The following is a 25,803-nucleotide window of genomic DNA, read 5'->3' on the forward strand; positions in this document are numbered from 1 at the left end:
ACTGATGTCGCCTAACACCTTTACTGATATTTCTGCTGAACCCTGGTTAAATTTCCGCAATCCGCTGGTGCGGCAACTGGCCTTTAGCGTGGCCAGTCCCAACATTTTACAGCAGCTGCCACCAGCACTGGAGCAGCGTTATGGCTTTGATTTTCATCCTACAGATTGCTGGTTGCAGCACTTTGATCATTATCAAAGCCGGCTGAAGCATTTAGACCAGCATCCGGCTGCACTGGAAGATTTTTTAAGCCAGCTCAAAAGTACCCGGCTAGGGCTGCGGTTTGAAATGCTGCTCTGGTTCTGGCTGACCGAGCGTGACTATCATCCTTATGAATTGCTCGGACATAGCATTCAGATAATTGATGGACCACGCACCACGGGCGAACTCGATTTTCTGCTGCTAAACCATGACCACCAGCAAGTTGAACATTGGGAAGTGGCGCTCAAATATTATCTGGCTGAACGTGATTTGAGTCTGCCCTACTGGTATGGGCTGAACCGCAGCGACACCTTATTACGCAAGTTAACCCACTTTACCCAAAAGCAGTTTCAGTTTCAGCAGGCCCAAGGTCATACCATTCAACAGCGCTTTGCCGTGTTAAAAGGCCAGCTGTATCTGCCTGAACATGCTACTGCACAGGCTCTTCCTGACTGGGTCAATCCCGAGCGCAGAATTGGCACCTGGGGCCAGCATTTGCCGAAAAATCATCAGGATTTTTACCGACTGCAACGGCATGAATGGATTTGCCCACATGCCAGTCCAAGCAGTTCAGCCAACGCATTCTGGAGCAATGGCTTATATCTGAATCAGGATCAGTCAGCATTTTATATGTATCGTAACCCGGTGCTGATGGATGCCTGTTATCAGCACTATTGGACTAAAAGCCTATCTTTGAACAACATTTAATTACTCAACCACAATCAAAGCACTATATTTTTTTGGCTGTATATTTCTTACTCTAATTTTCACATCAGAATAATTTATGCTTAATGATACGGAGATGATGATGAAAAAAATTCTAGCGACTTCATTACTAATGATGTTTGTTCTGACTGGTTGTAATACAGTAAAAGGTCTAGGTGAAGATGTCTCTTCAGCAGGTAATGCGGTAAGTAATACGGCTGAAAAAACTCAGGACGAAATCCGTCAATAATCAAATTTCAATGCAAATTCCCGGCAAAAACCTTATCTCCTGATAAGGTTTTTTTTATATTTAAAACTCCCCTTCTCGGCATGATTCCCCTATTATAGGGGCAAATTTTTTGCATGATTCCAAAGCCATGAACCACTCAGATACGCTCGAGCTCAGCTTACAGTTATTACGTCAACCTTCCGTAACACCTGTTGATCATAACTGCCAAGACATCATGGCGGAACGCTTAAAAAAGATTGGCTTCAACATTGAATCAATGCGTTTTGAAGATGTCGATAACCTTTGGGCACGTAAAGGCACAGAAGGCCCGGTGTTCTGTTTTGCCGGTCATACCGATGTGGTCCCTACCGGTAGTTTAGATGCTTGGCATTCTGACCCGTTTGCTCCAGAAATTCGTGATGGCAAGCTCTATGGCCGCGGTAGTGCCGATATGAAAACGGCATTGGCAGCCATGGTGGTGGCTTCAGAACGCTTTGTGGCCAAACATCCAGATCATAAAGGCTCAATTGCGTTCTTAATTACCTCAGATGAAGAAGGCCCATCCATTAACGGTACCGTAAAGGTGGTTGAAACCCTGGAAGCACGTAATGAAAAAATGGACTGGTGTCTGGTCGGTGAACCATCAAGCACCCATCGTCTGGGTGATATTGTCAAAAATGGCCGTCGCGGTTCATTAAATGCGGTATTAACCGTGAAAGGCAAACAGGGCCATGTGGCTTATCCACATCTGGCAATTAACCCGATTCATACTGCCTCTAAAGCGCTGGCCGAACTGTGCGAAACCGTTTGGGACAATGGCAACGAATACTTCCCGGCCACCTCTTTCCAGGTGTCGAATATTCAGGCCGGTACCGGTGCAACCAACGTGGTACCAGGTACCATGACCGTGACCTTTAACTTCCGCTACTCGACTGAAGTGACTGCTGAGCAGCTCAAAGCCCGGGTACTGGAAATTCTGGACCGTCATCAACTGAACTATGACATTCAATGGACACTGTCCGGTTTACCATTCCTGACTCCAGTCGGTGAACTGGTGAATGCCGCCAAAAATGCAATTCGCAATGTGACTGGTGTTGAAACTGAACTGTCTACTTCGGGCGGAACATCAGATGGCCGCTTTATCGCGCCAACCGGTGCGCAAGTGCTGGAACTGGGTGTGCTGAACGCGACCATTCACCAGATCAATGAACACGTGAATATTGATGATTTAGAGCCACTGGCTGAAATTTATGAGCAGATTCTTGAAGGCCTGCTGACTTAATTTTTTGCTGTTACATAAAAAAGGAACTCCGTAGAGTTCCTTTTTTTGTAGCTGTTGCCAACTGTTAAATTAGCTATTCAAACCCAGACTGGCCTGAATATGTGCCAGATTTGGGACATGGAATACCTGCTCACCCATACGCACATACTGGAATACCGCCGGATGCTGGCCTTCACGCTCATCATCAACCACTTCCGAAATACGCAAACGGATGGTTTTTGGCATGGCATTGCACATCAGGGCAAAGCGCTGGTCAATTTCATCGCCTTCAATCACCAAGGCAACGCCCTGATTTTGCGCTGGATGGGTAACACGATATACCGGCAGTTTTAGATCATGCCACTCGACATGATCGACTGCGGTAGAACTGTCCAGCGCCGACAGGACAATATTCTGCGGAATCAGCATATCTTCCTGATCATGACATTCTACAATATAGGCATCAATAAAACCGGTCGAAACGGTAATCAGATGTTGCAGTTCCTGCTGGCTAATCTGGTCGATTTTGCTGGTGCTGTTGCTTTGACTCATGCTTTAGCCTCACTGCTATGCAAAATGTTTTCAATATTGGCAAGCAATTCTGCTTCCTGGAACGGTTTACCCATATAGTGCGTTACCCCCAAGCTAAAGGCACGTTCACGGTGTTTTTCACCGGTACGCGAGGTAATCATGATAATTGGCAAGTCACGATGGATGTCATGGCGGCGTACCAGGGTGGTCACCTCAAAGCCGTCCATACGCGGCATTTCAATATCCAGCAGCATCAGATCCGGTTTAACATTTTCAAGCTGCTCAATCGCATCGACACCGTCTTTGGCTGTGACCACATCAAAGCCCTGACGCTCGAGGAGACGTGACGTGACCTTACGTACGGTCACCGAGTCATCCACAATCATTACCAGATGACGGGTATCACGACGCTGTACTTCACGCGGCTCCATCACATGCTTGATGCGCTGGGTTGCCTGAATCTGACGGGCAATATTCTGACCATCCAGAATCAGACAGACCTGACCATCACCAAGAATGGTCGCGCCGGCAATCGAGCCCACGCTGGAAAACTGCTGGCCAATCGGTTTCATCACAATCTGGCCACGCGAACCAATCAGCTGATCGACCAGTAAGGCAATGGTCTGACCAGTATTGCCTTTAATCAGCAGCACCGGCAATGAATGTGCGATATTGCTTAAACGCGGCAATGGCTGATTAGCGACAAACTCGGACAGATAGCGCAACTTATAGTTTTGCTGATCAATCTTGAAGTAGTCATCTTTGCTGCTGAAGTAACTTTCCAGTGCAGAAGGTGAAATTCGTACAATACGGTCAATTTGCGCCAATGGAATTGCGAACTGCTGATCGCCAACTTTTACCATCAGGGCATCGGATACCGCCACTGTGGTTGGTACGCGAATACTGAAGGTGGTGCCCTTACCAAGTTCAGAATCGACCTCGACATGGCCGCCCAGCGCTTTAATTTCGCTTTGCACCACGTCCAGACCGACGCCACGACCTGAAATCTGGGTCACGGCTTGTGCGGTACTAAAGCCCGGATGGAAAATCAGCTGCAGAATTTCTTTCTTGTCCAGCTGCTGCTCTGGCTGAATCAGGCCAAGGCTCAGGGCTTTGGCGTGAATTTTGGTTTCATCAATACCTTTACCATCATCGGTAAAGCTAATCAGTACATCGGTACCCTGACGGCCAATGTTCAGCTCAATCTGGCCCACTTCCGGCTTCGCTGCCTGTTTACGTACAGCGGCATCTTCCAGACCATGGTCCACCGCATTACGCAGCATGTGTTCAAATGGTGAAATCAGGCGTTCCAGAATAGTCCGGTCCAGCTCGCCTTCGGTATTGTGTACCACCAGCTCGGCAGGACGGTTTAAGGTCGATGAAGTCTGACGCACAATCCGCTGTAAACGTGGCAACATGCGCGAGAACGGTACCAGACGGGTGCGCATCAGGCTTTCCTGAATTTCTGCCTGAATCCGCGACTGTTGCAGTAACAGACCTTCAGCATCACGAATCTTGTCCGCCAGCGTGGTCTTAAAGTCCACCAAGTCCGACGCCGATTCTGCCAACGATTTCGACAGCTGGTTCAAGGATGAATACTGGTCCATCTCCAGCGGGTCAAAGTCGGTATAGCGTGAATGTTCATCACCATGTTTGGCAATAATCTGGCTTTCCAGCTCGCCTTCCATTCGGCGTAACTGATCGGCCAGACGTTTAATCGCGAGTTCCATTTCATTCAGGGTACCGCCCAGCTGACCCAGCTCCATCTCGATTCGCGAGCGGTTAATCGCGTTTTCACCCGACAGGTCAATCATCTTCTCAACCAGATCAGCCGAAATACGGATCATCTCATTGCTGTTATCCAGCTGTGCGGTTTCGCTCCATTCGCCCTGCATGGATGGCGGCTCGGCACCATCACCCTGCACAAATTCGAAGGTTTTGCTTGGCGCCAGCAGATCGGCGGTATTGAAGCGTTCTGGCAGCTGCGCCGTCGCATTGACGTATTCAATCGACTCCAGGCTGGCTTTCAGGCTATCAAAATTGCTGTAATCGCGCTGGAAGATGGCTTCTTTTAACCAAGCCACAGTGGTGTTCAGCAAGGCATCATAGGCATTGGAATTAAACTGATGCACCGCGAACTGTTCAAAGGTATTTTCCAGCTGATAAGCAATCACGGCCACCGGCTCGATTTCGGCCATACGCGCGCCGCCTTTCAGGCTGTGCGCAGCACGTTGTAACTGCAGCAAAATGCTTCGGTCACTACGATGGTCAAACCACTGCTTTAACAGGCTTTCTGTGGTGTCGAGCAGCTCTTCAGCTTCTTCCAGGAAGGTTTCTTCCACAATCGAATGCAGATTGTCTTCACCGTCATTTTCAGTAGTAGATACCGCATCTGTAGGGATGGTTTGCTCAGCCAGGGTCGGTGCATCTTCCAGTACCGGTTCGCTGCTGGTGTCTGGCTGCTCATCTTCAGGCGCAGTATAGGCTGTTTCTGCAGGTGCTGGCTGTTCCAGTTCAAACTCAAGTGCAGATGCATCAGACTGTTGTACATCTGCGCTAGAGGTTGCTTCAGCCGCCACTGCCAGCGATTCAGCTTCAACCAGTTGACCTTGGGCCAGTTCGCTAATATTTTCCAGAATCGCCAGTGATTCTTGCGCCGGATAATCGACCTGCTGTTCACGGATGGTCTGGATACGGTCCGCAATATTGTCCTGAACCAAACGGATAATCTGAATCAATGCGGTCGATGCGCTCATCTGACGGTTAATGATGCGCTCATAAATGGTTTCTAAATGGTGCGCAATCAGACCGATATGGCTGGCTGTAATCATGTTGGCGCCACCTTTTAAGGTGTGCAAATGGCGCATAAGATTGTTCAGTGCAGCAGTATTGCTCGGGTCTTGGCTCCAGCTATTAACATCCTGGTCAATACCCGCGAGTAACTCTTCGGCTTCTTCCAGGAAAATGTCCAGCAAGTCTGGATCAAAGTCCTTGTTGGCCTCAGCGCTGTCCATGTATTGACGGTCAGCTTCCAGACGCTGTGACAATACGGCCAGATTCAGCCCTGCACCGGCTTCAGCCGTTTCGGTGACAGCTTCTGTGGTATCAGTTTCTGGGCTTAGTGCTTCAATATCCTGCTGTACAAAGGCACTCAGGTTATTGATGATCTGCTGGGCATCCTCGCTTAAGCTGACGCGTTGCCCGGCAGCCAGGGTATCAAACAGATGGATAAATTCCTGATGCGCCTGTCCAAATAATTCAAAGGCATAATCGCTATGCAACAAGCTTGGCTTGTCCAGCAAGGCCGCATAGGCCAGTTGTAATTCTTGGGTAAAATCATGAATACCCTGAGAGGCGCGGTTATCGGTACGCTCTACCAGCAGCTTCGCCTGATGGCTCAGGGTCTGGATATATTCCGGATATTCAGCCTGCGCACGCTGGTCAAATTCGAACTCGGCATCGAGTAACTGATCAATATTCAGTTCAATCAGCTTGGATACCAGACCTTGCGGATTCACTGACTCATCAACATCTTCCAGGCTAAAGCCGTAGTTCTGCCATGCAGTATTGAAGGTCTGATAAATCCGGTCCATGCCGGCACTGTCATTCTGCGGCAACAGATGTAGATAATCCCGCACAAATTCAGCATATTGCAGCAACAGTGCGGTTTCTTTAGAGGTCGATTCAATTTCATCCTGCAACAGGGTCTTGAACAGGTTTTCGACCTTGGAGCTGGCATCAAAAATCTGCTCGATGTGTGCCATGGATGAACTGCCGCGCAAGGTATGCAGGGCACGAATCAGGCCATTGTAATCTTGGGTTTTCAGCTCATCGTGTGCCAGGAAGCGATCCACCGTTAACAGGTGTTCTTCCGCTTCTTCAATAAAGATGGCCAGTGTTTCCGCTGCTAGCGGATCTTCTTCAACACTATCAGCCACAGCCAGCTCGGTGTCTGCAGCAACCTGCTCATCAGTACTTGCTGTATCAAACTCCAGACCGGTGATACTGTCGCTGGACCTTAGGCTGCTTGCCAGTTGTAACAGCTCTTCTAAAGCCGGTTCAGAACTTAAATTTTGTTGTAATTGTTGTCCTAATAGCACCAATGGACGCAGGTCCAGCGCCATCGGCTGGGCATGTTTAAAGCTTGGATAAAGTTTGTATTCAAAGACGTTCGCCACCGCGGTTGCAAACTGCTGCACCTGCGCTGACAGGGTCAAACTACCGGAAATGACCCGGTTTAAGGTATCTTCAACCGTCCAGGCCAGCTCCCCTGCCGACTTGGCCCCAACCATACGTCCCGAACCTTTTAAGGTATGAAAATGACGGCGAATGGTGGTTAGCGTTTCCTGATCGTTAGGCTGCGTGGCCCATTGAGCCAACAGGTCTTTTAGCTCAACGAAGATTTCTTCAATTTCTTCAACAAAAATTTCTAGAATTTCTGCATCTTGATCAAGATAACTATCTTCAGGAAGCGCAGTCGTTTCAACTAAATTTTTTAATATTTCTTTCATAGCTAAGGCTTCTTATGTTTTCAGCGCCCAGCGGCACTCAAACTTAATTGTAACCATCACGTGTAACCTAACCCTGAAGTTAAGCTGATCTTGTCGATGCTTGGCTTGATCTGTGTAAAACAGAGAGCTTCCCGAAAGAAGCTCTCTGTGGCTTCCTTAGTCCGGAAGTTTAAAGTCGGTTACAGATTCACGTAATGATTCTGCCATGCTGGCCAGTTCAGAAACCGAACGTGCCGTATCGAAGGTTGCTGTTGTGGTTTGCGAGGTAATTTCCTGTACGACGTTCATCGTGGTCGCAATATGACCCGCCGAAGCCGACTGCAGTTTCGCAGCGTCAGAAATGTTGGCAATCAGTTTCGCCAGGTTATTCGATACAGTCTGAATTTCATCCAGTGCCACACCGGCATCCTTGGTCAAGTTCGCACCACGAACAACCTCAGAGGTGGTTTGTTCCATCGAAATTACCGCTTCGTTGGTATCGGTCTGAATGGTTTTAACCAGGGTTTCAATCTGCTTGGTTGCAGATGCTGAACGTTCCGCAAGACGCTGTACTTCGTCGGCTACGACCGCGAAACCACGACCTGCTTCACCGGCCATCGACGCCTGAATTGCTGCATTTAAGGCCAGAATGTTAGTCTGGTCGGCAATATCGTTAATCAGGGAAACGATGTTACCAATTTCCTGCGAAGATTCACCCAGACGTTTAATACGTTTCGAGGTTTCCTGAATCTGCTCACGAATGATATCCATACCCTGAATTGAACGGTTTACAACTTCCGCACCATTCGATGCAATTTGTACTGAACGTTCCGCAACCGCTGCAGATTCTTCGGCGTTGGCAGATACCTGGTCAATCGACATCGCCATTTCGTTAATCGCGGCAGATGCACCGGCAATTTCCTGCGCCTGGTGTTCAGATGCTTCGGCCAGCTGGTTGGTAATTTCCTGAGTATTGGCGGTATAACGCGCTACTTCGTGAGAAGTTTCATGAATACGCGATACCAGGTCACGTAACTGGTCAATTGCGAAGTTAATCGAGTCGGCAATCGCACCGGTAAAGTCTTCCGATACGGTCGCGTATGAACGCAAGTCACCATCCGCCAGGTCGGCAATTTCATCCAGTAAACGTAAAATCGCGTTCTGGTTACGGTCATATTCGTCTTGCAGACGGGTTACACGCTGTTTATCGGATTGACCACGTAAAGTCAGTAATTTGAATACCAGTACCAGGAAGACCAATAAGCTGGCAATTAACAGTACGGCCGGAATAATGACTGCCGGGCCTGCACCGCTAGATAATTTGTTTAACTGGTTTAACAGCTCATCTGACTGACTGAAAATGTCCGATGCAGCCTGACGTACACGTACAATCTGCGCCGAGTTATTTAATACCGTTGCCGATGCAGATTTTAAAACGTCATCATATTCAAACTGGATGCCTTCTAAAGCTTCACGCAGGCCTGGGTCCGCAATACGCTGTACACCGAGCTCTGCACTACCGTTCAGCTGGGCATTCAAGTAAGCACCGAATGTTTCGGTATCGGCACTGAAGTCATCAGCAGATTCACGCGAGTTTTCTGAACCGGTTAATACCGAGCTGATTGAACGCAGGATACGTTCTGCAATGAACACCTGGTTCTTGGCAATAACCACCTGGCTACTTGGCATGTCCTGACGTGCCATCTGGTCAACCATCAGGTTATATTCGGCCTGAATCCCCGGAATGGTTTCACTGATCGCGATGTTGGTGTCATACAGTTTGCTAATAATAGCCTGTTGCGAGCTGATCGCATCAATATTCTGAGAAACTTTGGCCCAGTCGGCTTCGACTTTTTCCAGCTCGGCCGAGTTACTGCCAATATCTTTTACCGTTTCCAGGTTGTCTTTAAAGCTTTGTTGTGACTGGGTCAGCTTCTGGATCGATTCTTTGGTGCCTGAAGCAGTGGCTTCAGTGGCCTGACGTGAAATGGTCTGCGATAACAAACGTAATTCACCCAGACTCTGGGTTAACTGGTTGGTACGCGGTACGCTATAGAATAAAGACAAAAGACTGATAATCGAGACCAACAGCGCAACTGCGGCAATGAAAATAAGTGGCTTTGATTTATTGGTATCACCGAATACACGCGCAAACTGGTCAATTTGCGTCTGTAATTTTGCGACTGATGCCGAACCGCTTTTGCGGTTGGTTCCATCGCCTGAGTTTTTCTTTTTAAGTTTAAAGCCCATGCAGCTTCTCCCCGATTTTCGCCTTTATATATGCGTACGCGATAGTTAATTTATAAATTTTATAGATGCGTTCATAAATTTTGGGTTTTGCAATAAACGACTAAATAAGAAAATATGCCATTGCTGGTTATGCTGGTGGAAATACCCCTGACAATATTCTTGTAAATTACTATCTAAATCATTGTGTTTAGAAAAGAAACTTTTCTTATTAAAGTGTTGGATCCCCAAAACTTGATCTACAACCAAACCGACATAATGGTCTTGATGACTAATACACATTACTTTTTGAGTCGGTGAATAAGCACTGCTATGTCCAGAAACATAATGTGCCAAGTCTGAAACTGAGAGTAATCGGCCCCGGATATTGGCCAGCCCCATGACCCAGTTCTGGGTGTTGGGTACCGGCGTATATTTTGGTGGATAGATAACCTCAGTGACTTCCCCCAACGGGGCAACGAAATATTGCCCCATCATCTCAAACGCAATGCCAGACCATCGGTTTACTTCATTTTCAGTTGTAACGTAGTTTTTATTTCCCCGTTTAGACAACCGAAGTAATTCGATAAATCCATTTGCGGCCATAAGTTATCCTGCATTCAGGTGTTGATTAATAACATCTATTAATTGTTGTTCATCTACAGGTTTAGTCAGATAATCGCTGGCACCCTGACGTTTCCCCCAAACGCGGTCAGTGGCTTGGTCTTTGGTACTCACGATCACAATTGGAATATGCTTGGTGGTATCCCCACGGGCAATTTGACGGGTCGCCTGGAAACCGTTTACACCCGGCATCACCACATCCATCAGCACCAAGTCAGGAAGCTCGGCCTGTGCCATGGTCACCCCGTCTGCACCATTGGCTGCTTCAAGCACTTCAAAACCATGCTTGGTCAGAATTTCTTTGAAGCGGAATGTTTCTGTTGGAGAATCATCTACAATTAAAATACGTGCCATCTTTATATTCCCCGAGTTATGCGCTTACGTGATTACGAATCGCGTTTAAAAGCTCATCTTTACTAAAAGGTTTGGTTAAATATTCATCTGAACCCACCACGCGGCCTTTGGCCTGATCGAACAGACCATCTTTACTGGACAGCATGATGACTGGAATATTCTGGTAGTTTTGCGAGTTTTTAATTAATGCGCAGGTTTGATAGCCATCTAGACGTGGCATCATGATGTCAACAAAAACGATATCCGGATTTGCATCGGCAATTTTAGACAATGCTTCAAAACCGTCGACGGCAGTGACCACTTCATAGCCTTCACGCTGTAATAAAGTTTCAGCTGTACGACGAATGGTTTTTGAATCATCAATCACCATGACTTTTAGATTTTGGAGTTTATCGTCCATTTAATGACCCTTCCCATTTTGTTTGTACAAGCAATTCGGTGTAGTAGAATTTTATTTACATAATTATGGTTATTTTTAACATATCTTTACTTTAGGTTTCAATGAACAGTTTTTGCCCAAACCTACACTTTATAGAAACTTTGTATAACTGCTTCACACTTTTCCATGACCATTGATTTTTTTTTGTCTATTGTATTTTTTAAATTTCTGATTCTGGTCTAATATAACAGTTTAAAGACTTAAAAATAAGTAAATTAGTCAACTTTATCTCGGGGAAGCTTGTGCGTACTTTTTTTCAAAAAGCTCTCACAAAAAGGGCGCATACATCATTGTTCAGTAAATCGTTGCTGGGCCTGCTGCTGGCTTTACAGATAGGACAGCTGTCTGCCAATACCGACAACAAGCCGGCGTGGTATCGCTACTACGATAAAAACGGCGTGGCCAATATCAGCAGCAATGTTACGCCAAACCATATCCGCTATGGCTATGAAGCACTGGACCGCAACATGCAGGTGATTCAGCGTGCGCGTCCCTATAATAGCGAAACCGATGCCCGTCAGGCGCCACAACGTGCCGCGCAGGCCCGTCAGCGCGAGCAGGATTTAAAACTAAAACAGGCCTATACCAACAGTCATATTGCTACCCAGCAACGTGACAATGCGCTGGCACATATTAAAAAGCAGATTGCCTTTCAGCAGGAACAGTTAAAACAATTACAGAATGACCGGATTGTGTTTAAACGTCAGGAAATGGAATATCTGCGCAAAGTCAAACCGGTCCCGGAACAGCTGAAAAACAATTTAAACAACAACCTGACCAACTTAAATCAGAAAAGACAGCAGATTCAATCGTTACAAACGAGCTATCGAAAAACACAGGCAGAATACGACAGAATTATTACTCGCTTAAAAGCACTTGAATAAAGTGAAGTTTTTAATTGAATTGTCATGTGACAAGAAAAATAAGGATAAATATGCATGCGACCAGCACCGCGTATATCACATACTTCTACCCGTTTTCGCACGCCCCTGCTGAACCTCAGTACCCTTTGCCTGTGTCTACTACTGACCGCCTGCCAGAACTCAGAACCGGAACAGGCCCGTAGTGAAGCAGAAACCATTGAACTGATTCAGGATGATGTGGTGGCCGTACAAACCGGCGACTCGGTGTCCAAAACTGCCTTTACCGGCACCATTCGTGCCGTACAACACAGCAGCATTCAGGCACAGGTCACGGCCACCGCCAGTGCAGTCAATGCGCAAGTGGGCCAGCGGGTTAGCAAAGGTCAGGTGCTGGTCCGTTTAAACAATCAGGATAATGCCGCGCGTCTGGCGCAAGCACGCGCCAACCTTGCCTCCACGCAGGCACAAGCCAATCAGGCCCGGGTGATGATGGAGCGTAAACGTCGCCTGCTGAATCAGGGCTTTATTTCCAAAGTTGAATATGAACAAAGTCAGGTCGATTATCGTGCCCAGCTGGAAAATGTCCGTGCCCAGCAGGCCAACGTCGATATTGCCGAAAAAGCCGACCGTGATGGCACCATTCTCAGCCCGATTAGCGGCGTGATTACCCAGCGTCAGGTTGAACCCGGCCAGACGGTTTCTGCCGGCCAGACCCTGTTTGAAATTGTCAATCCGGACCGGCTGGAAATTCAGGCCAAACTGCCAAGTGACCAGCAGTCTGCGCTCAAGGTCGGCCAAAAGATTGAATATAAAATTCAGGGCAATCCGGCCCAGTTGACTGCCACTTTAAGCCGGGTATCCCCGATTGCCGATCTGGCCAGCCGTCAGATCGAGTTTTTTGCCACACCCAATGAATCCATCAACTCGCTCAGCATCGGTGCCTTTGTTGAAGGCAATATTGTTTCATCCAACTCGATTTCTGGTCAGCTGATTCCTTTAGACACCATTCAGGATATACAAAACAAACCTTATGTCTGGGCCATTCGCCAGAACAAGATTGTCCGGATCGATATTCACGTGCTCGAGCAGCGCTATAGTGACAATACCGCCATTGTAAGCGGATTGCAGGCCGGCGATTTAGTGAGTCGGGTCAAGTTTAGTCCGCAGAATGAACAGCAACCGGTCAGCATCAGCCAGACCGCCGAAAACGCCTCAGGATAGAAAACTATGTGGTTTACCCGAATTAGTGTCAAATATCCCGTTTTTACGGTCATGATGATGCTGTGTCTGATGGTGCTGGGTCTGGCTTCCTGGCAGCGTATGGGCGTTGAAGAATTTCCGGATGTCGATTTCCCGTTTGTGGTGGTCTATACCAACTATCCGGGCGCCTCGCCGGAAACGGTTGAATCTGAAATTACCAAGAAAATGGAAGATCAGATCAACACCATTTCCGGTCTCAAACAGGTAATTTCCCAGTCCAGTGAGGGCCTCTCCACCATTATTGCCGAGTTCAATCTGGATGTATCTTCTGCCGTAGCAGCGCAGGATGTACGCGATAAAATTGCCAGTGTCACCGCCGAATTCCGTGATGAAATCCAGGACCCGGTGGTGGAGCGTTACGACCCGACGGCCAACGCGATTATGTCGATTGTGTTTGAATCCGAGCAAATGTCACTGCGTGATTTAAGTGCTTATCTGGACCAACGCATTGTGCCGCAACTGCGCACTGTACCGGGGGTGGGAACAGTCAATTTACTCGGTGATGCACAGCGCCAGATCCGGATTGAAGTACAACCGGAAAAACTGCAAAGTTTCGGGATTGGTGTAGATCAGGTCATCAACACCCTAAAAGCAGAAAATGTTGAAGTGCCGGGCGGCACCCTGAAACAGGCCAACAGCGAACTGGTGGTTGAAATTAATTCCAAGGTTATCCATCCGCTGGCCTTTGGGGACCTGATTATTGCCAATAAAAATGGTGCACCGATTTATCTGAAACAGGTCGCTGACATTCAGGATAGCCAGGCCGAGCTAGAGTCCAGTGCCTTTTTAGATGGCAAAACTGCGGTTGCGGTGGATATTCTGCGCAGTTCAGATTCTAATGTCATTGAGGTGGTCGATAACACCTATAAAGTGCTGGATGACCTTCAGCAACAATTGCCTGAGGGCACCACAGCCAAAGTGGTGGTCGACAGTTCCAAAGGCATTCGCGGCAGTATCCGTGATGTGGCCCGCACCATTATTGAAGGTGCAGCACTGGCAGTACTGATCGTCCTGCTGTTTTTAGGCTCGTTCCGCTCCACCGCCATTACCGGCCTGACCCTGCCAATTGCCCTGCTCGGCACATTGACCTTTATCTGGGCCTTTGGTTTTACCATCAACATGATGACCTTGCTGGCCCTGTCCTTAAGTATTGGTCTGCTGATTGATGACGCGATTGTGGTGCGGGAAAATATTGTCCGTCATGCCGATATGGGCAAAGACCATGTTAGCGCAGCGCTGGATGGCACCAAAGAAATTGGGCTGGCGGTTCTGGCCACCACCCTGACCATTGTCGCAGTATTCCTGCCGGTGGCCTTTATGGGCGGGATTATTGGCCGTTTCTTCTATCAGTTTGGGGTCACGGTCAGTACCGCAGTTCTGATTTCCATGTTTGTTAGCTTTACCCTGGACCCGATGCTGTCGGCACACTGGGCCGAGCGTAAGAACCCCAACAAACAGCCAGGCCGGCTGAAACGTTTTCTGAACTGGATTTCCACCAAACTGGACAATCTTAGTCATATCTATGAAAAGCTGCTGAAACTGGCCTTACGTTTCCGCCTGATTACCCTGCTGATTGCGGTGGCCTCGTTATTTGGCGCACTCGGTTTATCCAAACTGATTGGTACCGAATTTGTACCGGTACCGGACAAAGGTGAAATCCGGATTAAATTTGAAACTCCGGTGGATGCCTCGCTGGAATATTCACAGGCCAAACTGAAACAGGTCGATCAGATTATTCGCCAGCATCCACAGGTTATTTCTACCTATGGTTCGGTTAACAGTCTGACTGACCGCGGTAAAAACCATGTCAATTTACGCGTACGCGTTACGCCGCGCAATGAGCGTGAACAAACCCTGACTGACCTGAATAATGAATTCCGTGAACGCTTGCAAACCGTGGCTGGCATTCGTGTCACCTCGGTGGCCTCGGCAGATGAAACCGTATCGGGCGGGCAAAAACCGGTGATGATTTCGATTAAAGGGCCGGATTTAAACCAACTACAACAGATTTCCGACCGCTTTATGCTGGAAATTGCCCAGGTAGATGGTATTGTCGACCTGGAAAGCTCCCTGAAAGAGCCGAAACCGACGCTGGAAGTGCAGATCAACCGGGTACTGGCCAGTGATTTAGGCCTGTCTGTGAACCAGATTGCCAACGTGATTCGTCCACTGATTGCCGGCGATGATGTCACCACCTGGCAAGATGAAAACGGCGAAACCTATGATGTAAATGTCCGTCTGACTGAAGACCGCCGCAGCCTGCCGGGTGATGTCCAGCAAATGTCGCTGACCTCACAAAAAACCGATGCCAATGGTCAAGCCATTCTGGTGCCGTTGGCCAGTGTGGCCAGCTTTGAAGAAAACCTCGGCGCTTCACAGATTAACCGTCGTGATCTGGCCCGTGAGGTTCTGGTCGAAGCCAATACCGCAGGTCGCCCAGCTGGTGATATTGGCCGGGACATTGAAGCCATTCAAAACAACTTTGAATTGCCGCCGGGTTACAGCTTCGATACCCAAGGTTCCAATGCCGATATGGCTGAGTCCGCAGGTTATGCACTGACCGCCATCACCCTGTCGATTGTGTTTATTTATATTGTGCTGGGCTCGCAATTTAACAGCTTTATTCACCCAGCTGCGATTATGGCCTCGTTGCCACTGTCGCTGATTGGGGTGTTTTTGGCGCTGTTCCTGCTGAACTCCACCATGAACCTGTTCTCGATTATCGGGATTATCATGCTGATGGGACTGGTCACCAAGAATGCCATCTTGCTGATCGACTTTATTAAAAAGGCCATGGACAGAGGTGAGCCGCGTTATGAGGCGATTATTCAGGCCGGTAAAACCCGTTTACGCCCGATTCTAATGACCACGTCTGCCATGGTAATGGGCATGGTCCCGCTGGCACTCGGTCTGGGTGAAGGCGGCGAACAGAGTGCCCCCATGGCCCATGCGGTAATTGGCGGGGTGATTACCTCGACCCTGCTCACGCTGGTGGTGGTGCCCGTCATCTTCACCTATCTGGATGATTTCAAGAATTTCATGCTGCGCCAAAGCCGCAAACTGATGTCTTGAGTCAGAAGAAAACACAATGAGGTGACATTCCGAATGTTCACCTCATTTTTTTATCGTATAATCTCTGCTTTCACGATTAATTATCAGGACAGTTTCCATGCGCGCGAGTCGCTTTTTGTTTGCTACGTTAAGAGAAACCCCAAATGATGCTGAAGTGATTTCACATCAGCTCATGTTACGTGCGGGGATGATCCGTAAATTGGCTTCAGGTCTGTATACCTGGTTGCCGATGGGGGTACGCGTATTAAATAAAGTCGAAGCGATTGTCCGTGAAGAAATGAACCGCGCCGGCGCTTTAGAAACCTTTATGCCAGTGACTCAACCTGCATCTTTGTGGGAAGAATCGGGCCGTTATGTGCAATATGGTCCGGAATTACTGCGTTTTACCGACCGTCACAACAACCCATTTGTGCTGGGCCCAACCCATGAAGAAGTGATTACCGATCTGGCACGCACTGAACTGAAAAGTTACAAACAGCTGCCAATGAACTTCTACCAGATTCAGACCAAATTCCGTGACGAAATCCGTCCACGTTTCGGGGTGATGCGTTCACGTGAATTCATCATGAAAGATGCCTATTCTTTCCACGTTGATCAGGCTTCTTTGCAAGAAACCTATGATGTCATGTATGACACCTACTGCCGTATCTTTAGCCGTCTTGGTCTGGATTTCCGTCCGGTACAGGCCGATACCGGCTCAATTGGTGGTTCAGGTTCCCATGAATTCCACGTTCTGGCAGATAGCGGTGAAGATGATATCGCCTTCTCGACTGAATCAGATTACGCAGCCAATATTGAAATGGCGGAAGCGATTCTGGTCGGTGAGCGCGCAGCGCCAAACCAAGCCTTAACTGTTGTAGATACTCCAAATCAAAAGACCATCGCGGATGTATCAAGCTTCCTCGGTACTGATCCTGCGCATTCTGTTAAAGCTTTACTGGTACAAGGCATTGCCGATGAAAATGGCAATGTTCCGGTGATTGCCCTATTCCTGCGCGGTGACCATGAACTGAATGAAATTAAAGCTGAAAAACATCCTTTAATTGCCGCGCCATTAACCTTCGCTACTGAAGAGCAAATTGCTGCGCTTGGTCTGACCGCTGGTTTTGTGGGCCCACAAGGTCTAGTTGAAAAAGGCATGACCGTAATTGTCGATCGTGCTGCTTCTGTCTTGTCTGACTTTGTTGCAGGCGCCAATGCCGCAGATCAACACGCTACGGGTGTGAACTGGGAGCGTGATGCACAGTTTACTGAGGTCTATGATCTTCGTAATGTGGTGGAAGGCGATCCATCTCCAGATGGTAAAGGTGTACTTCAAATTAAACGCGGAATTGAAGTGGGCCATATTTTCCAGCTGGGCCAAAAATATTCTGAAGCACTGAACTGTAAAGTGTTAGGCGAAGATGGCAAACCATTTGTAGTAACCATGGGCTGTTATGGTATTGGTGTGACCCGTGTCGTGGCTTCTGCAATTGAACAGAATTACGATGAGAAAGGGATTATCTGGCCAGCTGCCATTGCTCCATTTGAAGTCGCAATTGTACCAATGAATGCACACAAGTCACCGCGCACATTAGAAGCTGCAGAAGCCTTATATGCAGAATTAAGTGCTGCCGGTTATGATGTACTACTGGATGACCGTAATGAACGCCCAGGAGTGAAATTCTCTGATCTGGAGTTAACCGGTATTCCACACCGTATTGTGATTGGTGAAAAAGGCTTAGATGCGGGTACTTTTGAATACAAAGGTCGTCGTGATGCTGAATCAACCAACTTAAGCAAAGATGAGTTATTGGCGAAGCTCGCAAAATAATAAATCTTGGCTTATAAAAAAATCCCGCTTCAGCGGGATTTTTTAGTTTTAAGGCTTAGCAGAATTTCATACCACCGTAGCAGTTTGATTTAAACTCCTGCCCCTGCAAGACCAGATTTGTTAAAGGAAAATCCAGATCAGTTGTCAAAGGAATATTTCCGACCTCTAAAGCATCACCACCTATACACCCCGTTAACAAGTTACCACATGCTCTTGGATTATTTGTTAAATCTGCATTAATTCCATTAATTGTCTGCTGAAGTACAGCATTACTAATTGCAACGTTAGTAGTTGGACTTAAACTTCCTAATTCAACCTCATCTTCCAGAGCAAGCCACCAACCTCTATTTGCCCCCACTGAAGCACCTGGCCACAAAATATTCTCAGCTTGCAAAGAAAGAGAGGCAGGGTTATTTAAATATAACGCATGAATCAGGCCAAGGTCTTGAGATACAGTAATATCTGTTGTTAATCCCGTAATATTACCCGTTACCTGTTTTTCTAAATTTAAAAAACCTAAAACAGTTGCTGTTAATGGTCCCTCAAAGTTAATTTGGCCAACCGTCCCTGCTCCTTTCAATTTAACATCTGTTAATCGCGTACCCGAAACCACAGTAGACTGAATAGTAAAAGGAGCATTTGTAGAACTTAATTTTAAATTATACTGGTCTGACTCGTACGCAATATCTAAACAAGGGTTAAAGAGTCCACCACAATTACCACTCCGCAGCCCCCCTGATACTTCTCCTTTAATTTTCATACCTGTATAAGCATAGGTCATATTACGTTCTTCTGTAATCGCAACACCTGAGGCTGTTTTAGTTTTCATATAACCGCTAAAAGTATTAATACCATTCGGAACATTGCTATTTTCAGTACCTAACGTCATTAAACCGGCGATTTTTTCAGCACTTATACGAAAACCCAATATTTCGCGAGTTGCTGTTGAATTTCCATTTCTAATTGCAAACTGAATAAAAGGGTTAGTAATGATTGCAGAACTTGCTGCCCGCTGATCTGCTGTGTAATCAGTACTTGCAGGTAAACCACTTAAAGAAATATTATCGATATCAATATCACAGGTATTTGAAATAAGTGAGTTGTTAACTCCACCACAACCCAGTTGTAGTTTTTTAATATTCGCATTCAGCTCCATTTCGGCACTTAAACCTAACTTATAAAAGCTAATATTCGATTGATTATAAGTGTTATTTAAAGCATCTCTTGTATCTTCACCCATTTGCATTTCTAAATTAAGTAAAGCCTGTCCTGTCACATCCGATAATTCAGCATCTTCAAGCACAGATAAGGCATGACTTGTGTTCGTCATGGATAAAGCTGAACCTATAAGAGCCCACATTATTGTTTTTTTCATACTCAAATCCTTAAGCCAATTTCATCTACTTAGCGTGGTGTGATCCCTAAAGTGCTACGCATATTGCCACCAGGAATGGCAAAATCAGCAATTTTTTGCATCGTTCCAGATGGAGACATCGCCATTTCTGCTTTAAAAGCTTGTCCCAATCCAGACTGCATTGTCGCTTTATAATTAAAGTTCACCTGATTATCTAAGACCACCGTATCTTGTTTCACTAGAACACGGGCATCTAAACCCACATGACCTTGCATTTTGTTTAAATTTACACTGGAGGTTTTAGTCCCGACGCCATTCCGGTCTTCATTAATCAGGCTGATATAACTGCCCAAAACACTTGGATTATCTTTATCTGTCTCTGCAATCGGATTAAATTCAAAATTTGCTTTTAAAGATAAAAAATTAGTATCGGGTGTGGCATTCGTGGACTCAAGACCAGGAATAATCATAAGTTCACCTTTACCATCAAGCTTGAAGGCTAAAGAAGCCAAGATGTCATCTTTTCTGGCAAAGTTATCGATAGGAACTACCCGGTTCTGACATTCTACTTCAGCACAGTTATATAAAGAGCCTGGCAACTGACCAATTGCAATTTCAGCTTTTGCAGCCAGCAGCAAGTTATCTGCCTTGACATAAATGCCATCTTCTTCAAAACCAATCACCCCATCCGATTTCAAGTACGCATCTATATTTCTTAGGCCCGCATAATAGTTGACTTCTTCACCACTATATTTACCGGTCGCACCATCAATAATCAGAATAGAGGTTGTACTTGGTGCGCCTGTTTTCTGGTCAATACCATAGCCTTCCGTCGAAAGTGCCAGGTTATAGCCTAAACCAGAACGGTCAACGCCATTACGACTATAATTTTTTGCATACAAAGCCAGGTTGGTATTTAAGTTAAAGATTGGAATACCAATCCCCCACTCGCCAGAAGTCGCGGTAATGGCATCAATCGAGTTATCTGAAATGAATCTGGCCTTACGCGCGATGGCCTGAAAATCCATACCTCGCACCGCAATAAGCGCTAAATTTTGTGCATTCTGATCAGGGCTAATGTTATAAATCAATTCTAGAGTATTACTGCCCAGCACCTTTTGCATATTCTCATTGATAATAAAGTTTAAAGATTTGGCCTGAACGGTATTAATAAAAATATCACCAAAATCAATATAGGCGTTGCGTTTAGTCAAGTCATCAACATTATTACTATCACGTACTGCAAGTGGCGATAAGTTAGAAAATTCAATTGCATAGCTGCCTGTACCTGTATGCCCAATCTCGAGTGTAGTCGGAGCCCTGCCATTGAGTAGCGGGTTGCCTTCTCGGGTAAATTCGGCAGACATACCCAGATGTAAACCACCCGGACCGGCTATATCATAACCACCGGCTTGCCGTGTTGTTTCAGTCAAATCGCCTGAATTACGACTAACCGTATTAAACTTCCCAATTCCAGCCTGGTTGGCATTAATAAAGAGCTTACCATTGGTCACTGCTCCAGAAGCTCCCATACGAATCAGGTTATTCTGGCTTCCCTCTGGACCATAACGTAAATCGATATTCACCCCTGGATTGGTTGCTCCTGACCGGTTATCGGATACATTGGTCAGATCTTCTACCCGTCCTAAATTTACAATATGGTCTTGGCCAGTAGGACTGTTTTTAGTTGCCAGCACAATCCCTTCATCCTGATCCAAATACATATACCCATCTGCAGACAGGTTAAAGTTAAAATCTTTTAAGGTCAGGTTCTGGCCATTTAGACCATAAGAAATACTGGCATTTTTAAGCTCAAAATCTAAATGAGCCAGATCATTTCGGTTAAATAATCCATTACTGGTAATTAAGTTAAAACGTAGTGGTGAAATAGTATGAAAGCTTAAAGACCCCAGGTTCTGATCCGTTTGGTTATCACCACAGTTCGGCTCACAAATGAGCATGATGTTCTGAACCGTAGATTTAAATGGTGAAATACTCGCCTGGATATGCATGCCGACACCATTTGCTGTGGTACCAACGTCAACATCAAGGGTACTTTTAATATTCTGCCCCCCCGAGCTGAGCACTTCAACATCATGCATCCCCAGTTTCATACTTCCGGTATTGTGATAGTCCACCCAGTTCAATTGATCAATTGTCACCTTCGAAACTTCATGGGTAATGGAAATACCATCCTGCCCTGTCACCTGACTGAGACTACGATCAGAAATAGGCTGTAGTGCGTATGCCTGCTGAGCTAAACAGATAGATAAGGCAAGTACATTTAATTTTATTGTTTTATTCATTTCAATGTCCTTTTGAAATCCCAACGCTTAACAGCGGCTGGTTGCAGCTCCTGAGCAGTTATAACTGAAAATTTTGATATCTCCTGACAGATGCAAGTTGCCATGAACATTCAGTCCCATAAATCCCTGTTCCTGTCCCTGATCAAATGAAGGAACCTGAGAACCATTGTTATAGGTGGTATATCGGGTATTGTTTAAATAACCTTCATTACCTGACTCAACCGCCAGACTCGCAAAACCTAGATTCCTGATTTTCAGAGGATGCTGATCATAAAATTTAAGCAGCATCGCTGTTTGTGGATTTTTATCCTTATTAATAATGGTGGTGCCTTCCAAGGAGAATTTATCAATCTGAATCGTGCCTTGAATCTGTTTAAACACCAGCCACTTCTGACCATTTTCATCACGATGATTATTGGGAGAAAAAGCAAAACGGCATAACACATCATTGCTACATTCATACTGATAATTTGCCGTAGTGACCTCACCATTACTGAGTTCGGAAATATTCTTGAGACTCATGTCATTGGCATATTTATGGTTTAAAGAAAGCGTCCAGCTTAAATCGGCACCGCCCTGCCCGACCGTATTTAACAGTTCATCTTGATTTAAACTGACCAGTTGAGCAGAACTGAATGTACTGACACAAAGGGTCAGTGGAAAACAGATTTTTTTCAGCATCTCAAGTTCCCTCTTATAGTCCCGTGGTCTTAAACTTCAAGTGCTGGATCAGCACACCATCAATTGCCACCGAGCCCAAGTTTACAGGTGCTGTAGTTGCATGCGGACTTCTAAATACCACACCGGTAGAATTACTCGCAGTGTTGGCTTTTAACAGATTCGTGGTCGGATCACGTGTCACACTACCAATTGAAATACTGCTATGTGTTGCATTGGTTCCCTGATAGTTGGTGGTTCCTGCCCCTGAAAGTACTTGGGAAATATTAGAGCCACAATAAGCGACATTACAGGTTGAGCCTTTATAGTCAGCAGGGTTGATCTCGGTGTTATCACCATCAATATCGGCATAATAGGTATAAATCTGTTTATAAATTTCAGGGACATTCGGAATGCGGGTCACTTCTAAAATAATATTCTGACCTTCCGAGCCCAAAATAAACGGTTGGTGCATATTGCCGAGCACTAAATTGATGTTAGGGCTATACAAATACAAACCCTCTTCAGCATGGAAAATTGGGGCTAAAGAACGGTCGAGTGCAGGCGTAACCGCGGTACCATCATTGAGGGTTGCTGTACTTATACGCAAACCTCTGACATTGAGCAGTTCTTTATTAGCCTGGGTATTTTCATAAATTAGAGCTTCAGGATTATCATTGGTATTCAGACGGATAAGACTGGCCATACCTAAAGTCTGACTTTCTACCGCATTGGTAGAAGGCATGGTTTGAAACAGTCGAACCTGTGAACCACTTAGGCTTAGACCATTGGCCACCAATTGCAAACGAATTCGCTGATTTTTTAATAAGTCAGGATCATTGACCGCATCGGTCGTGACAGGTGCCCCCGTAATTGGGTCCACCTTGTTACTTGAGTTCCAGCTGCGTGAAAAAGCATCTAACCAAAGCCCAAGTTTAATATTATTGTCCTGATCATCAGCATCCACTTTGGCCAAAGGAGCTTCTAAAGAAATATAACTGATATCGGCCGCTGCATTCGTACTGTCAAATTGACGGATATTTTCGGCTGTACCAGCGCGAAATAACCAGGGATTCGCAGCACTGCCCCAATCAAACCCTTGATTACTATAGCGCTGGTTCATATTGTTATTGGTTTCAGAGAGCGCCAGACCATAAATAAAAATATCCGCTTTGGTTCTCTGATTGGCAGCATCAGTCTGACTGAGGGTTAAATTATCGTAATTTTCACCTACCGGAATGATGCGAATAAAACCGGTGTCATATTGTTCCGGATTATCGAGATTACGGGTATAACTTGATGCCGCAGACACATCATTCGGGCGCTGAAATACCATTTTGAAATTTTCAGGAAGCAAGGCAATCCCTTCACCTGTGGTATTTGCCAGATGTTCATCGGATAGATTCTGTAAAGCATATGCAGGAGAACTTAGCAACATCCCGACCAAGGCAGCTAAGCAACTTTTTCTAAAATTTAGGCCAATTCCATATTCAGTCATCTCGACCATCCTATTCCCAGATGCTCCGCATCATTCTTTTATTTATCCAGAACTTGGCTATTTATTTATGTGTTTTTATCCTTAAAAACATGCGATTACCAAGTCATAATTGTTGTTCATTATGCGTAATAATTTATCAATTGCAAAAAAATACGGGCCAAAAAGCCCGTTTTTCCGATGAATGAATTGGAGAAAAAACAAGCGAGCACAACGGCTCGCTTGTTTTTATTTTAAGTTTCCACTATCAGGCTTTCGGTAAGGTTACCCCGGTTTGGCCCTGATATTTACCACCACGATCTTTATAGGAGGTTTCACACACTTCATCTGATTCAAAGAACAGCATCTGTGCAACGCCTTCACCCGCGTAAATACGTGCAGGCAGGTTGGTGGTATTAGAGAATTCCAAGGTCACATGCCCTTCCCACTCTGGTTCGAGCGGCGTGACATTGACAATAATACCGCAGCGCGCATAGGTCGATTTGCCCAGACACACGGTTAAAACATTACGTGGAATACGGAAATATTCAACTGTACGCGCCAAGGCAAACGAGTTTGGTGGAATAATGCAGACATCCGATTCAATATCAATAAAGCTTTTTTCATCAAAGTTTTTTGGATCAACAATGGCAGAATGGACATTGGTGAATACTTTAAATTCACGCGCACAACGGACGTCATAACCATAACTTGAAACGCCATAGGAAATCAGTTTGTTGCCATTTTCATCAAATCGAACCTGATTATGTGCATACGGTTCAATCATGCCGTGTTTTTCGCTCATTTCGCGAATCCAACGATCAGACTTAATTGCCATTTATTTCTATCCAAAAGCGAATGTTTTACTGCGCTGTACTTTAACTGAAATCGGCACCAATGGAAATAAGCAGGCATGAAGTCGACTTTTCCGCCTGCTGTAGATGGGTCATTTAAAGCCTTAAAAGCGCCGAATAACTTAACGGAATTGAAAAGCTGAACAGCAGCAAGGATGCTGTTTTTTGCAGATTGGCCGGATTAAGCCAGCGGATTTTATTGCTGGCCAAAAAGGAACCAATCAGGGTCCAGAAAAATGCAATGGGAATAATCAGGATCAGAAACATCAGAATATGTGCCACATAATGTGCGGCGCTGGTCCAGGCGATGGCCGGAAAAATTGCAGAAGCAAACAGCAAGGCCTTCGGATTTAGTAAAGTGGCCACAAACAGTTCACGTGCACGAATGGTCGGCTGCTGAAACTGCTGTTCGACATTGGCAGTACGCCACAACTTGATGGCCAGATAAATGATATAAACCGCACTAAACAGTTTGAGCAAAGTGGGCAATAACGGTAACTGGCTCGACACCTGCCCGATTAGCATGCCCCATAGAGTAATGGAAATCAGGTAACCAAAGGCTTCAGCGGGAATTAAATGAAAAGATTTACGGATGCCGACCTGAATTCCGGAAGAGGCCAGCAAGGTGTTGGTTGGACCAGGTGTCAACAAGATGGTGATCACCAAACCAATAAAAAACCATGAAATCATAGCCAGCCTCATGCGCGAATGCTGCAAATGTAATGGAGTTGCAAGGCATAGGCAAAAAATAAATTGTAACTGGCCTCATTGTGCAGCAAAACAGAGGAATTCCTCAACTAAAAACACAGTCAATTACAATATATTTATTATTAATTATCATAAACTTAAAAACATATTAAAGAATATATAACAGTCATCAAAACTGGGCCGTTCATCTCTAATGTATCAAGGGTTTTTAGTCCATTTTTACTCTCCCCCAATTGTATAAATGCGTAAAAAAACTGTTCAAGTTCAAATTATTCAGTTAATTTTTAACTCAACAAGCTGCCTTAACCAGAATAACCAGAACCAGCTTTAAGTTTGAAATCTTTCAATATTTCAACAATGGATGACGATAATAATCACAGGAGA

At 45.9% G+C, this 25,803-nt stretch carries 19 protein-coding genes; 7 read left to right on the forward strand and 12 right to left on the reverse strand.

The window, feature by feature from the left end; genetic code table 11:
• Positions 1 to 4: 4 nt before the first annotated feature.
• The 3 genes from P253_RS07350 (at position 5) to dapE (ending at position 2,415) form a co-directional block, all read left to right on the forward strand.
• Positions 5 to 907 (forward strand): DUF1853 family protein, encoded by a 903-nt coding sequence (locus P253_RS07350; RefSeq protein WP_016659332.1) that lies wholly within the window; start codon positions 5 to 7, stop codon positions 905 to 907.
• A gap of 100 nt (positions 908 to 1,007) precedes the next feature.
• A complete protein-coding gene (locus P253_RS07355; protein WP_005179532.1) occupies positions 1,008 to 1,154 on the forward strand; it encodes an entericidin A/B family lipoprotein in 147 nt (48 codons plus the stop codon).
• Between the two features lie 127 nt (positions 1,155 to 1,281).
• On the forward strand, positions 1,282 to 2,415 hold the full coding sequence (dapE, locus tag P253_RS07360) for a succinyl-diaminopimelate desuccinylase (protein WP_005179534.1): 1,134 nt from the start codon (positions 1,282 to 1,284) through the stop codon (positions 2,413 to 2,415).
• 69 nt (positions 2,416 to 2,484) lie between these two features.
• Here dapE and P253_RS07365 read toward each other — a convergent pair whose 3' ends face one another.
• From P253_RS07365 to pilG, 6 genes are all read right to left on the reverse strand, one after another.
• Positions 2,485 to 2,946 (reverse strand): hypothetical protein, encoded by a 462-nt coding sequence (locus P253_RS07365; RefSeq protein ID WP_016659333.1) that lies wholly within the window; start codon positions 2,944 to 2,946, stop codon positions 2,485 to 2,487.
• On the reverse strand, positions 2,943 to 7,436 hold the full coding sequence (locus P253_RS07370) for a hybrid sensor histidine kinase/response regulator (RefSeq protein WP_016659334.1): 4,494 nt from the start codon (positions 7,434 to 7,436) through the stop codon (positions 2,943 to 2,945). Before P253_RS07370 ends, P253_RS07365 begins: the two co-directional genes overlap by 4 nt.
• Before the next feature lie 156 nt (positions 7,437 to 7,592).
• On the reverse strand, positions 7,593 to 9,665 hold the full coding sequence (locus P253_RS07375) for a methyl-accepting chemotaxis protein (protein WP_016659335.1): 2,073 nt from the start codon (positions 9,663 to 9,665) through the stop codon (positions 7,593 to 7,595).
• 45 nt (positions 9,666 to 9,710) lie between these two features.
• The gene (locus P253_RS07380; RefSeq protein WP_005179538.1) at positions 9,711 to 10,247 is read right to left on the reverse strand and encodes a chemotaxis protein CheW; all 537 of its coding nucleotides are present in this window, start codon (positions 10,245 to 10,247) and stop codon (positions 9,711 to 9,713) included.
• A gap of 3 nt (positions 10,248 to 10,250) precedes the next feature.
• Positions 10,251 to 10,619 carry a response regulator gene (locus tag P253_RS07385; protein ID WP_005179539.1) on the reverse strand — a complete coding sequence of 123 codons (369 nt, stop codon included), beginning with the start codon at positions 10,617 to 10,619 and terminating at the stop codon, positions 10,251 to 10,253.
• A 16-nt stretch (positions 10,620 to 10,635) separates the two neighbouring features.
• A complete protein-coding gene (pilG, locus tag P253_RS07390; protein ID WP_005179541.1) occupies positions 10,636 to 11,019 on the reverse strand; it encodes a twitching motility response regulator PilG in 384 nt (127 codons plus the stop codon).
• A gap of 329 nt (positions 11,020 to 11,348) precedes the next feature.
• Between pilG and P253_RS07395 the strand changes: the two genes are divergently transcribed.
• The 4 genes from P253_RS07395 (at position 11,349) to P253_RS07410 (ending at position 18,066) form a co-directional block, all read left to right on the forward strand.
• Positions 11,349 to 11,942 carry a hypothetical protein gene (locus tag P253_RS07395; RefSeq protein WP_171525083.1) on the forward strand — a complete coding sequence of 198 codons (594 nt, stop codon included), beginning with the start codon at positions 11,349 to 11,351 and terminating at the stop codon, positions 11,940 to 11,942.
• A gap of 54 nt (positions 11,943 to 11,996) precedes the next feature.
• Positions 11,997 to 13,142 (forward strand): efflux RND transporter periplasmic adaptor subunit, encoded by a 1,146-nt coding sequence (locus P253_RS07400; RefSeq protein ID WP_016659336.1) that lies wholly within the window; start codon positions 11,997 to 11,999, stop codon positions 13,140 to 13,142.
• 6 nt (positions 13,143 to 13,148) lie between these two features.
• A complete protein-coding gene (locus tag P253_RS07405) occupies positions 13,149 to 16,253 on the forward strand; it encodes an efflux RND transporter permease subunit (RefSeq protein WP_016659337.1) in 3,105 nt (1,034 codons plus the stop codon).
• A gap of 97 nt (positions 16,254 to 16,350) precedes the next feature.
• The gene (locus P253_RS07410; RefSeq protein ID WP_016659338.1) at positions 16,351 to 18,066 is read left to right on the forward strand and encodes a proline--tRNA ligase; all 1,716 of its coding nucleotides are present in this window, start codon (positions 16,351 to 16,353) and stop codon (positions 18,064 to 18,066) included.
• A gap of 55 nt (positions 18,067 to 18,121) precedes the next feature.
• Here the strand turns inward: P253_RS07410 and P253_RS07415 are convergent, their stop codons facing one another.
• The 6 genes from P253_RS07415 to P253_RS07440 form a co-directional block, all read right to left on the reverse strand.
• On the reverse strand, positions 18,122 to 19,441 hold the full coding sequence (locus P253_RS07415) for a hypothetical protein (protein ID WP_016659339.1): 1,320 nt from the start codon (positions 19,439 to 19,441) through the stop codon (positions 18,122 to 18,124).
• A gap of 29 nt (positions 19,442 to 19,470) precedes the next feature.
• The gene (locus P253_RS07420) at positions 19,471 to 21,726 is read right to left on the reverse strand and encodes a DUF6160 family protein (RefSeq protein WP_016659340.1); all 2,256 of its coding nucleotides are present in this window, start codon (positions 21,724 to 21,726) and stop codon (positions 19,471 to 19,473) included.
• Positions 21,727 to 21,753: 27 nt separating this feature from the next.
• Entirely contained in the window at positions 21,754 to 22,407 is a 654-nt protein-coding gene (locus tag P253_RS07425; RefSeq protein WP_016659341.1) for a hypothetical protein, read from the reverse strand.
• A gap of 13 nt (positions 22,408 to 22,420) precedes the next feature.
• Positions 22,421 to 23,881 (reverse strand): hypothetical protein, encoded by a 1,461-nt coding sequence (locus P253_RS07430; protein WP_016659342.1) that lies wholly within the window; start codon positions 23,879 to 23,881, stop codon positions 22,421 to 22,423.
• A 244-nt stretch (positions 23,882 to 24,125) separates the two neighbouring features.
• Entirely contained in the window at positions 24,126 to 24,695 is a 570-nt protein-coding gene (gene dcd, locus P253_RS07435; protein ID WP_005179553.1) for a dCTP deaminase, read from the reverse strand.
• A gap of 112 nt (positions 24,696 to 24,807) precedes the next feature.
• Positions 24,808 to 25,401 carry a LysE family translocator gene (locus tag P253_RS07440; protein ID WP_016659343.1) on the reverse strand — a complete coding sequence of 198 codons (594 nt, stop codon included), beginning with the start codon at positions 25,399 to 25,401 and terminating at the stop codon, positions 24,808 to 24,810.
• Positions 25,402 to 25,803: the final 402 nt, after the last annotated feature.

It is taken from the genome of Acinetobacter indicus CIP 110367, assembly GCF_000488255.1.
Classification (GTDB): domain Bacteria; phylum Pseudomonadota; class Gammaproteobacteria; order Pseudomonadales; family Moraxellaceae; genus Acinetobacter; species Acinetobacter indicus.